This is a genomic window from Nocardioides thalensis (assembly GCF_013410655.1).
GTDB classification, from domain to species: Bacteria; Actinomycetota; Actinomycetes; order Propionibacteriales; family Nocardioidaceae; genus Nocardioides; species Nocardioides thalensis.
Genome location: NZ_JACCFP010000001.1, coordinates 2748535 through 2761333 on the forward strand (window position 1 = coordinate 2748535; position 12799 = coordinate 2761333).

At 71.0% G+C, this 12799-nt stretch carries 12 protein-coding genes; 7 read left to right on the forward strand and 5 right to left on the reverse strand.

The annotated features are described in order from the left end of the window. Window positions 1-159 precede the first annotated feature (159 nt). From HNR19_RS13405 to HNR19_RS13425, 5 genes are read left to right on the forward strand one after another with little or no spacing between them, the layout of a single operon-like run. Complete coding sequence (locus tag HNR19_RS13405; protein WP_179668381.1) at window positions 160-1125, forward strand: glycosyltransferase; 966 nt, start codon at window positions 160-162, stop codon at window positions 1123-1125. Further along, window positions 1122-1826, forward strand: coding sequence for an O-methyltransferase (locus tag HNR19_RS13410; RefSeq protein WP_218910248.1), 705 nt, complete (start codon window positions 1122-1124; stop codon window positions 1824-1826). The genes HNR19_RS13405 and HNR19_RS13410 overlap by 4 nt, the downstream gene beginning before the upstream one ends. Next, window positions 1823-2767 carry a lysylphosphatidylglycerol synthase domain-containing protein gene (locus HNR19_RS13415; RefSeq protein WP_179668382.1) on the forward strand — a complete coding sequence of 315 codons (945 nt, stop codon included), beginning with the start codon at window positions 1823-1825 and terminating at the stop codon, window positions 2765-2767. The genes HNR19_RS13410 and HNR19_RS13415 overlap by 4 nt, the downstream gene beginning before the upstream one ends. Further along, window positions 2761-4221: a hypothetical protein gene (locus HNR19_RS13420; protein ID WP_179668384.1), complete on the forward strand. Its 1461-nt coding sequence runs from the start codon at window positions 2761-2763 to the stop codon at window positions 4219-4221. The genes HNR19_RS13415 and HNR19_RS13420 overlap by 7 nt, the downstream gene beginning before the upstream one ends. Beyond that, window positions 4221-5843, forward strand: a complete 1623-nt coding sequence (locus HNR19_RS13425) for a glycosyltransferase family 39 protein (protein ID WP_179668385.1) — start codon at window positions 4221-4223, stop codon at window positions 5841-5843. Before HNR19_RS13420 ends, HNR19_RS13425 begins: the two co-directional genes overlap by 1 nt. 7 nt (window positions 5844-5850) lie before the next feature. Here HNR19_RS13425 and HNR19_RS13430 read toward each other — a convergent pair whose 3' ends face one another. The 4 genes from HNR19_RS13430 to ctaC all read right to left on the reverse strand — a co-directional run bounded on the left by HNR19_RS13430 (window position 5851) and on the right by ctaC (window position 10363). Then, window positions 5851-7080 (reverse strand): L,D-transpeptidase, encoded by a 1230-nt coding sequence (locus HNR19_RS13430; protein WP_179668387.1) that lies wholly within the window; start codon window positions 7078-7080, stop codon window positions 5851-5853. A gap of 204 nt (window positions 7081-7284) precedes the next feature. Further along, the gene (locus HNR19_RS13435) at window positions 7285-7701 is read right to left on the reverse strand and encodes a cytochrome c oxidase subunit 4 (RefSeq protein ID WP_179668388.1); all 417 of its coding nucleotides are present in this window, start codon (window positions 7699-7701) and stop codon (window positions 7285-7287) included. Continuing rightward, window positions 7701-9449 (reverse strand): aa3-type cytochrome oxidase subunit I, encoded by a 1749-nt coding sequence (gene ctaD / locus HNR19_RS13440; RefSeq protein WP_179668389.1) that lies wholly within the window; start codon window positions 9447-9449, stop codon window positions 7701-7703. The genes HNR19_RS13435 and ctaD overlap by 1 nt, the downstream gene beginning before the upstream one ends. Beyond that, on the reverse strand, window positions 9446-10363 hold the full coding sequence (gene ctaC / locus HNR19_RS13445; RefSeq protein ID WP_179668390.1) for an aa3-type cytochrome oxidase subunit II: 918 nt from the start codon (window positions 10361-10363) through the stop codon (window positions 9446-9448). Before ctaC ends, ctaD begins: the two co-directional genes overlap by 4 nt. Window positions 10364-10466: 103 nt before the next feature. On the opposite strand from ctaC, the gene HNR19_RS13450 reads away from it, so the two are divergent. After that, a complete protein-coding gene (locus HNR19_RS13450; protein ID WP_343047180.1) occupies window positions 10467-11627 on the forward strand; it encodes a cysteine desulfurase family protein in 1161 nt (386 codons plus the stop codon). Beyond that, window positions 11620-11844, forward strand: a complete 225-nt coding sequence (locus tag HNR19_RS13455) for a sulfurtransferase TusA family protein (RefSeq protein WP_179668391.1) — start codon at window positions 11620-11622, stop codon at window positions 11842-11844. The genes HNR19_RS13450 and HNR19_RS13455 overlap by 8 nt, the downstream gene beginning before the upstream one ends. Here HNR19_RS13455 and HNR19_RS13460 read toward each other — a convergent pair. Further along, on the reverse strand, window positions 11837-12769 hold the full coding sequence (locus tag HNR19_RS13460; protein ID WP_179670260.1) for a carbohydrate kinase family protein: 933 nt from the start codon (window positions 12767-12769) through the stop codon (window positions 11837-11839). The genes HNR19_RS13455 and HNR19_RS13460 overlap by 8 nt on opposite strands. Window positions 12770-12799: the final 30 nt, after the last annotated feature.

Genomic DNA, 12799 nt, shown 5'->3' on the forward strand with positions numbered 1-12799 from the left:
ACGCCAGCCCGCCACCGGCGTACCCGCCCAACCGGGAGTTCTCCTGGCGTACACCGACACGTACCGCCGAGGTCGATGCCCGGACCGCGCCGCGAACGAACCTGCACAGGATCAGGCCAGTGCCTGTCCACCGACTGTCCACCGACCAGTGAGGCCCGTGTGAAGCTCGTCGTGCAGGTCCCCTGCCTCAACGAGGAGGAGACGCTCCCCCTCGTGCTCGGGTCGATCCCGAGGTCCATCCCCGGCATCGACGAGATCGTGGTCGTGGTCATCGACGACGGCTCGACGGACCGCACGGTCGAGGTCGCCCGGGCGCACGGCGTCACCGACTTCGTGCACCACCGCCGCAACATGGGCCTGGCGAAGTCGTTCACCGACGGCGTCAGCTATGCGCTGTCGATCGGCGCGGACATCGTGGTCAACACCGACGGCGACAACCAGTACCCGCAGGAGCGGATCGCCGACCTGGTGCAGCCGATCGTGCGCGGCGAGGCGGACATCGTCATCGCGGACCGGCAGACGCAGCTGATCGAGCACTTCTCGCCCACGAAGAAGAGGCTCCAGCGCCTCGGCAGCCACGTCGTCAACAAGGCGGCGGGCACCGAGCTCCCCGACGCGGCGAGCGGCTTCCGCGCCTACTCGCGCGAGAGCCTGATGCGGCTCAACACCGTGACCCGCTTCTCCTACTGCATGGAGACGATCATCCAGGCGGGCAACAAGCGGATGGCCATCGCGAGCGTCCCCGTCGTCACCAACGCCAAGACCCGCGAGTCGCGGCTGTTCAAGAACACCCGCCAGCACGTCTTCCGGTCCGGCCTTGCGATCACCCGCGCGTTCATCATGTACCGCCCCTACGTCATCTTCGGCTGGCTCGCGGCGGTCTTCGGCGTGCTCGGCCTGATCCCCTTCGCGCGGTACGCGTGGCTGGAGTACCAGGGCGAGGGCGGCGGTCACCTCCAGTCGCTGCTGCTGGGGACCGCCCTCATCATGATGGCCGCGCTGTCGGTGATGCTCGGCATCGTCTCCGACCTGATCCGCACCAACCGCTCCCTCATCGAGGTCAACCTCGAGCACACGAAGCGCGCCCGCTTCGACGCTCCCCACTACCCCGCGAGCCTGCTGTGAAGAAGATCTACATCACCTTCGTCCGTGCACTCGCCGACCTGCTCCGCAGGGCCGGGGTGATGACGCTCCTCGACCGCCTCGCCCCGCGCAGCCGGGTCGCCGCGTGGCTGCGGTCGCTCTTCGCGATCTACGACGTCGAGCAGCTCGCCCGGCTCGACGTTCCGTGGTGGACGTTCGACTCCGCCGACCGGGTGACGGCGTTCCTGGAGCAGCGGCCGGACGCGCGCGTCTTCGAGTGGGGCTCCGGCGCATCGACGCTGTGGCTCGCCGCCCGCGCCGGCTCCGTGCGCTCCGTCGAGCACCACGCCGGCTGGGCCGCCGAGCTCGCGCCACGCCTGCCCGACAACGTCATCCTGACCGTGGTCGAGCCCACCGAGTCGGCGGCTCCCGCCGTCGGCTCGGCCAAGCCGGGCCACGCCGGGCTCGAGTTCGCCGAGTACGTCGCCGCGATCGACGCGGTGCCCGGCGACTTCGACCTGATCGTCATCGACGGCCGCGCCCGCGAGGCCTGTCTCGCACGGGCCGTCGACCGGATACGCCCCGACGGCCTGATCGTGTTCGACAACGTCGACCGGCAGCGCTACGTCGACGCGATCGACACCCTGGGACCCCGCGTGGAGGTCGTGATGACGCGGGGCCTCACGCCGGCCCTCCCCTACCCGACGCGCACCGCCCTCCTGCGCCCCGCCCCGACGGCGTGACCCGGGCACGCCCCCTGCTGCTCGCACGGGCCGCATTCGTCGTACTGACGGTCGCGTTCGCGTGGTGGGGGTTCCGCGGCCGCTGGGACGAGATCGGCGACGCGATCGCCACCACCGGCCCGGGCGAGCTGCTGCTCGCGGTCGCCGTGGCGCTGGCCGGGCTGCTGCTCACCGCCGTGCTCTGGCGGCACCTGCTGTCCAGGCTCGGGTCGTCTGTGCCGCAGCGCGACGCGGCGGCGATCTTCTTCGTCGGACAGCTGGGCAAGTACATCCCCGGCTCGGTCTGGAGCTTCGCCGCCCAGGCCCAGCTCGGCCGGCGCCACCGCGTGCCCGCCCGGTCGAGCGTGGCGGCGTCCTCGGTCTTCCTGCTGCTGCACACCTTCTCGGGGGTGACGCTCGGCTCCGCGCTGGCTGCTGCCGGTGTGCTCGACACCGACCTCCCGCGCTGGCTGTGGGCCCTGGCCGCCGTCGCCGGTGTCGCCGCGCTGCTGCCGCCCATCGTCCGGCCGCTCGGCTCGCGGATCGCCGGGCGCCCGTTGGTCGAGGAGGCCGGCAACGGCCGTCACGAGACCTACACGGCCCGCGACCTGGCCGTCGCCGTCGCGCTGATGCTCGGCACCTGGACGGCGTACGGCGCCGCGCTGGTCGTGCTGCTGCCCTCCACCGTGGACCCTGCTGCCGTCGTCGGCGCGTTCGCGCTCAGCCACGCCGCCGGGGTCCTCCTGGTGTTCGCCCCCGCCGGTCTCGGCGCGCGCGAGGGCGTGCTGATCGCCCTGCTCGGCCCGGCCGTCGGCACGGCGCCCGCCGCCGCGGCCGCACTCCTGGCACGCGTCGTCCACACCGTCGCCGACTTCCTCGCTGCTGCTGCGGCGGCGGCCACCAGCCGCGCAACCGAGCCCGCCCGTGCCGACGAGAAGCATGCGAGGAGCGCATCGTGCTGACGCAGAATCCCCACCATCCCGCCGAGTCCTCGCGGTTCCGGCGCTGGATCGCGCATCCACTGGCCGTGCCTGTCCTGATGGCCCTTGTCGTTCTCGGCGTCGGCGCCCAGGTCGCGTGCAGCGCGACGATCCCGACGTGGTCCAACGACGAGCCGCCGCACCTGGGCTACATCGCCGCGCTCGCCGACGGCGACCTGCCGACGATCGACTCGCCGATCGTCGGTGACCCTGAGCAGTTCGGCGCGTTCGCGGACCGCGTCGACGGGTGGGACGCCGCGCATGACCAGATCTGGACGGCCAACCACCCGCCGCTCTACCACCTGATGCTGGTGCCGCTCTGGTGGGCGGCCGACGGCGACCCCGGGTCCATGTTCATCGCGATGCGTCTGGTCAACACGATCGGCTTCGCCCTCTGGGTGCTGCTCGTCGCCGTGATCGCCCGCGAACTGGTGCCCAACCGGCCGGCGGTGCCGGCTCTCGCGGCCGTTGCCGCGGTGACCCCTACGCTCGCGATGCGGGCCGGGTTCCTCCTGAACGACGGCTTCAGCTCCACGGCCGCCCTCCTCGGCATCTGGATGGCCATCCGTATCCTCCGGGACCGCGTCACCCCGGCCCGGCTCGTCGTGCTGGCCGCCGCCGGCGTGTGCTCGGCGGGCACCCGCGCGCCCGGCGTCGTCCTCGTCGCGATCACGACGGTCGTCCTGCTTGTCGTCCTGTGGCGCCGCGAGGGCTGGCGCACCGCGATCGTCGCCAGCGCCGTCACTGGCGGAGTCCCGGCCCTGGCGACCGGTTGGTTCTACCTGCGCAACCTGAGCCTGTACGGCGACCTCACCGGCCAGAGCGCCCTGCTGGAGAAGTTCGAGCGGCAGCCGGTGCGGGGGCTCAGTGACGTCCCCGGCATCCCAAGCCTGGTCGAAGGCGTGCAGACCACGTGGCCACTGCTCGTCGCGCTCGTGCTGCTCGCCCCGACCGTCGCCGTGGCCGCCTGGCGACGGGGGTCGCTCCGGCTCGATCCGGTGTGGGTCCTCCTGGGGCTGCACGCCGCGGCGACGATCGCCAACATCGTGCCGTTCCTCCTCGCCGGAGGCGGCCATCACGACCGGTACTTCATGCCGCTGGCGCCGCTGCTCGCCACTGCGGCAGCGCTCGGCATGCTCGCCGTCGGCCGCTGGTGGCGGACCGACGACCCGCTCCGGCGCGATTGGCAGCTGGCGACGGCCTGGTCGGTGCTACTGCTGGTGTGGCTCGTGATCGGGCTGACCTGGATGCAGCTCCGGCACGTCTTCTACCCCGACGCGCCGCACCCGGTCGGCGGCATCCTGCCCGGGGCGCTCCTCGGGCTTGCGGCAGCGGCCGGGGTCCTCGTCGTGGTGGCGTTCGCGCGACGCGCGGTCGCCGTACGCCCCGGGTCTGCGATGCCTGTGCGGCGCGCGGCGCCGGTGCTCACCGATTGATGACACCTGTTCCGACCGGTGCCTCCCGCCGGGCAACGCTGCTCCTGCTCGGCCTGGTCGTGGCCGCGCTGGTGCTTCGGCTGGTCGGGCTCCGCCACGGCCTGCCGTTCGCCTACAACCCCGACGAGGGCCTGCACTTCGTCCCGCGCGCGATCGACGCGGCGGGCGGGGACCTCGAGCCCGGCTACTACGACAACCCGTCGGCGCTCACCTACCTGCTAGCAGCGGTGTTCGTCGTCGTCGACGCGGGCTGGTCCGGGGACCTCGTCTCCGGCTTCGATGCCGACCCCGCCCCCGCGTTCACCGTGGCCCGCGCCGTCGTTGCCGTGCTCGGGACCGCGCTGGTTCCGCTGGTTTTCTGGGCGGGCAGGCGCTTCTTCGACGAGGCCAGTGGCCTGTTCGCGGCTGCGTTCGTCACCTTCGCGTTCCTCCCCGTGTTCTACAGCCACCAAGCCGTCAACGACGTCCCCACGCTCGTCCCCCTCACAGTCGCGCTCGTGGGTTGCCTGCTGATCCTCGACAGCGGCCGCTGGTGGACCTACGTCCTGGCCGGCGCAGCCGTGGGACTCGCCGGGGCGACGAAGTACCTCGCCGCCCCGATGGCCCTTGTCGTCGCGCTCGCGGTCGTCCTCCGCGTGGTCCGCCGCGACGAGCGGCCGCAGCGTGCCCTCCTGCTCCTCGTGGGCGCTGGCGCGGCGTGTGTGGGCGTGCTGCTGTTGGTCAACCCGTACCTGGTCCTCGACTTCGCGACCGCGCGGGAGCAGCTCACCGGTCAGTCCTCCCTCGCCGCCACCGCGAAGCTCGGCCAGGACGCCGGCGGCTGGACCTACTACCCGGCGACGCTGCCATGGGCGTTCGGCGTCGCGCCGTTGGCACTTGCCGTCATCGGCGCCGTCGTCGCCGTGCGTCGCCACCCGGCGCGGGCGGCCCTGCTGCTCCTGTTCCCCCTGGTGCTCTACGTCTACATGAGCTCGCAGGACCGCTTCTTCGCGCGCTGGTTCCTGCCCGCCTACCCGGCCCTCGCCGTGCTCGCGGGGTACGGCGCAGCCCGCGTGATGACGTGGTGGCGCGAGCGCACGTCGAAGCGGGCCGCCCTCCTGGCGATCCCGGTCGTCACGGTCATCGCACTCGGGCAGCCCGTCGTCGACGCCGTCCGCAGCGACGCGGTCCTGACTCGCACCGACACCCGCACCCAGGCGCGGGAATGGATCACCACCCACGTGACCGGCGCCCGTCGGATCGTGGTGGAGCCGTCCGTGCCGGGCTCTTACCTGCCGGCGGCGGCGGGGTTCGACCGCTATCCGGTCCGCCCGCCGTACCAGCTCTACGAGACCTCGCTCGGGCCGGAGCTGGTCGACGACTACCGCGCGGGCGGCTACTGCTGGGTGATGGTGAACAGTCACCAGCGCGACCGTGGGCTCGCCGCCGCCGTCGACGACGCGGTCGCGTACTACGACCGACTCGAGGCCGAGAGCAGCGTCGCGGCCAGGTTCTCGCCCTACCGCGAGGGCTGGGAGGGCCCGGCCTTCTCCTACGACCTCAGCTTCAACTGGTACCCGCCAGCGTTCGTGCGACCCGGCCCCGAGATCGAGGTGCGCCGCCTCGACGACTGCGCGAGCTGACCGACGGTCAGTCGAGCGCCGAGCCCGCGCGGTAGTCGGCGTAGTCGATGTTCCAGTCGCCGTACCCGTTGTAGGGCTCCATCGGCCGGTCGGTGCCGACGTACTCGACGACGTCGCCCCGCAGGGTCATGTCGTAGAGCCAGCCGGCGTTCTCGGTGCTCATGCCGGTGCAGCCGTGGGAGACGTTGGCGTAGCCCTGCGAGCCGACCGACCACGGCGCGGCGTGGATGAACTCACCGGAGTAGGTGAGGCGCATCGCCCACTGCACGTCGTCGATGTCGTAGGCCTCCGCGGAGCCCTGCGGGATGCCGACGGTCTCGGAGTTCATCCGCTTCACGTCGAACTTCTCGATGATGACCTTGACGCCGGAGCGGGTCGTGAACCCTTCCTTGCCGGTCGTGATCGGGATGGTCCGCAGCAGCTTGCCGTTGGAGAAGACCTCCATCTGGTGGGTCTGCGCGTTGACCTTGTAGATGTGCGCGTCGCCGACTGTGAAGTCGATCTGCCGGTCCTCCTGGCCGTAGAGGCCGCCGCCGGCGGGAACGCCGTTGATGTCGACGTCGACGCTGACCTCGGTGCCCGCCTGCCAGTACTTCTTCGGCCGGTAGTGCACCTCGTTGTCGGTCACCCAGTGCCAGGTGCCCTCCTGCGCCGGAGTGGTCTCGACGTGCAGGTTGCGCTCGATCGTCTTCTTGTCGGTCACCGGCAGGTCGAACGTGACGACCACCGGCATGCCGACTCCGACGGTCTCGCCGTCGAGCGGCGCGACCGAGGGGTAGGTCTGCTGGTCCAGCGTCAGCGCCTGGCTGGTGAACTCCGAGGTCCACCGCGCGCTCTCGCCGTCCTCGCCGGTGCCGGTGGCCTTCACGGAGTAGGTGACGCCGGGCTCGAGCCGCTCGGTCGCGGTCCAGGAAGCGCCGTTGGCGGAGATCTCGCCGGGCAGCTTGGCGCCACCGCCGGTCACGGTCACCTTGTCGAGCTCGCCGTGCGCCGCGGTGACCTCGACGAGCGTCGAGACCGGGACGTCGGTGGCGCCCCGCTTGACGTTGGCCTTCAGCTGCACAGGCGTGGTCTCGGCGACGGCGGTGGTCTCGTCGTCGGAGGCCCCGACACCGGGGATGTTCTCGGCGGCGTCCTGCGCTGCCTCACAGCCCGACAGGGCCAGCGCGGACACGGTCACGACGACGACCCCCGCGGCGAGCGGGGCGCGTCGGAACAGCTTGGGAACAGGCAGCATGGCGAAGTGCGTCTCTCTCGATGGCGTACGGCGCACGCCGCCTCTGGGACCGCGGTCGGGCCGTGGGGAGACCGGACCGGGTGGCGACGCGTTTCGAGGATAACCGCCGGACCCCCATCCCGACGGATCCCCGGCCGTAGAGAAACATCACGCGCCCCGGGTGCAACCCGGGGCGCGTGATGTGCGTCTAGTCACATACGGCGCTCAGTGCGCGTGCTCTCCGCGGTAGTACTCGAAGATCCAACCGGACAGCGCGATCGTGCCGAGCACGCCGCCGATGATCGCCAGCCACCACGCCGTGAACGACAGCGCGAGGACGATCGTCGAGAGGCACAGCGCGCACCACATCGGCCACCAGGAGTACGGCGGGAAGAACCCCAGCTCGCCGGCGCCGTCGGCGATCTCGGCCTCCTTGAGGTCCTCCGGCCGGGCGTCCATGCGGTTGGCGTGGAAGCCGAGGTAGAGGGTGACCATCGCCGCGAGCAGCGTGGTCATGACCAGGGCGGAGGTGCCGGTCCAGTCGGCGCCGGTCTCGCCCGCGTCGGTGATGAACCAGTAGGCAGGGGTCACCAGCACCAGGAAGACGGTGGTGATCCCGAAGAGCCAGGCCTCGATCTTCATCAGGCGTCGCCGTCCTTCTTCTCGTTCATCTCCGCGACGTGCTCGGCACGCCCCTCGGTGTCAGGGATGTCGGCGAGCCGGTCCCCCTTCTCCGCCGGGTTGGCGTCGAGCTCGATGGCAGCGACCTCGGGGTGGTGCAGGTCGAAGGCCGGCGACTCGGAGCGGATCCGCGGCAGCGACGTGAAGTTGTGGCGCGGCGGCGGCGAGCTGGTCGCCCACTCCAGGGAGCGGCCCCAGCCCCACGGGTCGTCGGTGTTGACCAGCGGCGACTTGCGGGTGATGTAGACGTTGTAGAAGAACGGCAGCATCGAGGACGCGAGGATGAACGCGCCGATGGTCGACACCTGGTTGAGCGTGGTGAACCCGTCGCCCGGCAGGTAGTCGGCGTAGCGCCGCGGCATGCCCTCCACGCCCAGCCAGTGCTGCACGAGGAACGTGGTGTGGAAGCCGATGAACAGCAGCCAGAAGTGGATCTTGCCGAGCCGCTCGTCGAGCATCCGGCCGGTGAGCTTCGGCCACCAGAAGTAGAAGCCCGCGAACATCGCGAACACGACCGTGCCGAACACCGTGTAGTGGAAGTGCGCCACCACGAAGTAGGAGTCGGACACGTGGAAGTCAAGCGGCGGGCTGGCCAGGATGATGCCGGTCAGGCCGCCGAAGAGGAACGTCGTGAGGAAGCCGACCGACCAGAGCATGGGTGTGTCCATGCGCACGGATCCGCCCCACATGGTGCCGATCCAGTTGAAGAACTTCACGCCTGTCGGCACGGCGATGAGGAATGTCATGCCCGAGAAGAACGGCAGGTTGACCGCGCCGGTGACGAACATGTGGTGGGCCCACACCGCCACGGACAGGATCGCGATGCCCATGGTCGCGGCGACCAGGCCGACGTAGCCGAAGATCGGCTTGCGGCTGAACACGGGGAGGATCTCGGAGATGATGCCGAAGAACGGCAGCGCGATGATGTAGACCTCGGGATGCCCGAAGAACCAGAACAGGTGCTGCCACAGGATCGCCCCACCATGGGATGGGTCGAAGACGTGGGCCCCGATCTGTCGATCGGCCTCGAGCGAGAGCAGCGCGCCGGCGAGGATCGGGAACGCGATCAGGACCAGCAGGCTGGTGATCAGCACGGTCCAGACGAAGATCGACATCCGGAACATCGTCATGCCGGGCGCGCGCATGCAGATGATCGTGGTGATGAAGTTGACCGCGCCGAGGATGGTGCCGAGACCGGCCATCCAGAGACCCATGATCCACAGGTCGCCGCCGACGCCGGGACTGTTGACCGAGTCGGAGAGCGGCGTGTAGGCGAACCAGCCGAACGACGCCGCGCCCTGCGGGGTCAGGAAGCCCGCCGCGGCGATCAGGCCGCCGAGGAGGTACAGCCAGTAGCTGAACATGTTGAGCCGCGGGAACGCGACGTCGGGCGCACCGATCTGGAGCGGCATGATCGCGTTGCCGAAGGCGAAGAACAGCGGCGTCGCGAACAGCAGCAGCATGATCGTGCCGTGCATCGTGAAGAGCTGGTTGTAGAGCTCCTCGTTGACGACCTGGCTCCCGGGGTAGGCGAGCTCGGAGCGGATGAGCAGCGCCATGATGCCGCCGGCCATGAACCACGCCAGCGCCGTGATGAAGTAGAGGTTGCCGATGACCTTGTGGTCGGTGGTCGTCAGCACCCGGACCAGCTGCTGGCCCAGGGGCTTGCGCTCGGTCAGCTCGGCCGAGCGCGCTGCGGTCGCGGTCACTCGTGCTCTCCCTCGGTCTCGGGGTTCAGGTAGGCCTCGTCGGCGTACGCCCCGCCGGTCACCGGCTCGTCGGCGTGGTGGTCGGGGTCCGCGGCCAGGTCGGCGACGTACTGCTCGTACTCGTCCTGGCTGACGACCTCGACCTGGAACAGCATCCGGGAGTGGTAGGCGCCGCACAGCTCGTAGCAGTAGCCCTTGTAGGGGCCGCCGGTCTCGGTCGGCGTGACCTGGAAGCCGTTGTCGTAGCCGGGCACCACGTCCATGCGCATGGCGAACGCCGGGATGCCGAAGTCGTGGATGACGTCGGGGCTGTAGAGGTCGAACTCGATGGTCTGGCCGACCGGGAGGTAGAGGGTGGGCCGGTTGCCCTCCTCGCTGTTGAAGTCACCGGTGACGTAGCCGACCTCGCCCTGCTGGGTGTCCTCGTCGCCAGCACAGTCGGCCGCGTCGAGGTGGTGGTTGAACGTCCAGGTCCACTTCTGTCCGACCACGGTCACGCACACGTCGGGCTCGGCAACCATCTCGAGGGCGTCGTTCTGGACGCGCACGGTGTGGGAGAAGAAGACGACGACCATCACGATCGGGAAGACCGTGTAGAAGATCTCGACCGGCAGGTTGTAGCGGGTCTGGACCGGGATCTCGTCGTCGTTGCGGCGGCGGAAGTAGAACACCGGCCACAGGATGAGAGCCCAGACCACGACGCCGGTCACGAGCGCGGCGATCCACGCCCCCTGCCAGAGCTCGAGGATGCCGTCGCCCTGCTCGGTGACGATCTCCGGCATGCCGAGACGGCCCGCCTCGGACTCCTTGGAGCAGCCCGCGAGGGCGAGAGCGAGTACGACGAATCCGGCGAGCGAGGCCGGCCGGCGGAATCGCCGGGCTCCTCGCGTGCGCTCGGGGTGCCACAAGCCCACGAACGAGCCTTCCTCTCGAGGGTCAGATCATCACGAACCCTAGCGGAATCGGACCGGCGGTTCGCCGCGGGGTCTGCATTCAGACGCCGGATAGATTCCAGGGGTGACCAGTACCCCCGGCGGCAGCACGGAACCCCCTGTGGGCGGCGCTTCCGGCTACCTCGACACCGCCTCGGCCGAGCCGCTGCACCCCGCGGCGCGGGCAGCGCTGACGGCGGCGCTCGACCGGGGGTACGGCGACCCGCGGCGGCTGCACCGCACGGCCCGCGACGCCCGGCTCCTCCTCGACAACGCCCGCGCCGTGGTGGCCGAGTGCCTCGGGGTGCGTTCGGACGAGGTCGGGTTCGCCGCGTCCGGCTCCGACGCCGTCCATCGAGGTCTGCTCGGCCTCGTTTCCGCCCGGTCGGGCTCGGGTCGCTCCGGCATCGTCCACTCGGCCGTCGAGCACTCCTCGGTGCTGCACGCGGTGGGCTGGCGCGACTCCCCCGCCCACGTCTCCGTCCCGGTCGACGCCGCGGGCCGGGTCGCGCCTGAAGCGCTCTCCGCGGCCGCCCGCGGCGAGCACGTCGCAGCGGTGGCGCTCCAGGCGGCCAACCAGGAGGTCGGCACCGTGCAGCCGGTCGACGTGGTCGATCTGCCGGCCGGCGTCCCTCTGTTCGTCGACGCCGCGGCTTCGCTCGGGCGGATGCCCCTGCCGGAGCAGTGGTCGGCACTCGCCGGCTCCGCGCACAAGTTCGGCGGACCCGCCGGCGTCGGGATCCTCGCCGTCCGCCGTGGCACGCGCTGGACGAACCCGTTCCCGGGCGACGACGGCCTCGACAACCTGGGCGGCAATGCCAACGTGCCGGCCGCGCTGGGCGCGGCCGCTGCCCTGCAGGCCGTGCTCGCCGAGCGCGACGAGGTGGCCGCGCGGCAACGGGCGCTGACGGAGCGGATCCGGGCCGTCGCCGCCGGCCTGCCCGACACCGAGGTGGTCGGCGACCCGGACGAACGGCTCCCCCACCTGGTGACGTTCTCCTGCCTCTACGTCGCCGGTGACGAGCTGGTCGCCGCCCTGGACCGCCGCGGGTACGGCGTGGCCAGCGGCTCGGCCTGCACCGCCTCGACGCTGGAGCCGAGCCACGTCCTCGCCGCGATGGGCGCGCTGACCCACGGCAACGTGCGCGTCTCGCTGCGCCGCGACTCCGACGACGCCGAGGTCGACGGGTTCTGCGCCGCCCTGGTCGACGCGGTCACCCAGATCCGCGGGAGCATCGGTGCTTGAGCTCGACTGCCGCGACCTCCCCTGCCCGCGCCCGGTGATCGAGCTGGCCCGGGCGCTGCCGTCGGTCGCCGTCGGCGAGACGTTCGCCGTGGTCGCCCGCGACCCCGCCGCGCGCTACGACGTGCCGGCGTGGTGCCGGATGCGCGGGCAGGAGTACGTCGGCGAGGAGCTCGCCGACGACGGCGCGCCGCGCTACGTCGTACGGCGGGTCAGCTGACGAAGGCCCCGACCTCGTCGGCGGCGGCGTCGCCGTACGACTCGCGGACGCGGCCGACGAACTGCTCCGGCGTGAAGGAGTACTCCTGCGGGCCCACGGTCTCGACGACGTACGCCGCCAGCACGCACCCGACCTGCGCCGCGCGCTCGAGCGAGAGCTGCCAGCCGAGGGCGGCGAGGAACCCGGCGCGGAACGCGTCGCCGACGCCGGTCGGCTCGACCGGCGTCACGTTCTTGGCAGCTGGCACCTCGATCAGCTCCTGGTCGCGGCCGCAGATGCGGACGCCGTCGGCGCCCAGGGTGGTGACCTGGAGCCGGACCCGGTCCTGGACGTCGTCGGTCCCCCACCCGGTCTTCTTCTCGATGACGTGCGTCTCGTACTCGTTGGTCACGAGGATGTCGGCCCCGTCGATCAACTGGCGGATCAGGTCTCCGTCGCCGAACGCGAGCTGCTGGGACGGGTCGGCCACGAAGCGGTAGCCGCGGCTGCGGCACTCGTCGGTGTGCCGGAGCATGCCCTCGGGGTCGTCCGGGCCGATCAGCACGTAGGCGGGGTCCCCGACCACGTCGACGATCGGCTTGAGCTCGATCTCGCGCGCCTCGCTCATCGCGCCCGGGTAGAAGGACGCGATCTGGGCCATGGTCGAGTCGTTGGTGCAGACGAAGCGCGCGGTGTGCCGGGTGGGCGACACGTGGATGTGGGCGCAGTCGACGCCGTGCCGCTCCAGCCAGGCGCGGTAGTCGGCGAAGTCCTCGCCGACGGCGCCGACCAGGACCGGGTGCAGGCCGAGCTGACCCAGCCCGAAGGAGATGTTGCCCGCGCAGCCACCACGGCGGACCTCGAGGTCGTGGACCAGGAAGCTCACCGAGAGCTTGTCGAGCTGGTCGACGACGAGGGAGTCGCTGAACTGCCCGTCGAAGGTCATCAGGTGGTCGGTGGCGATCGAGCCCGCGAT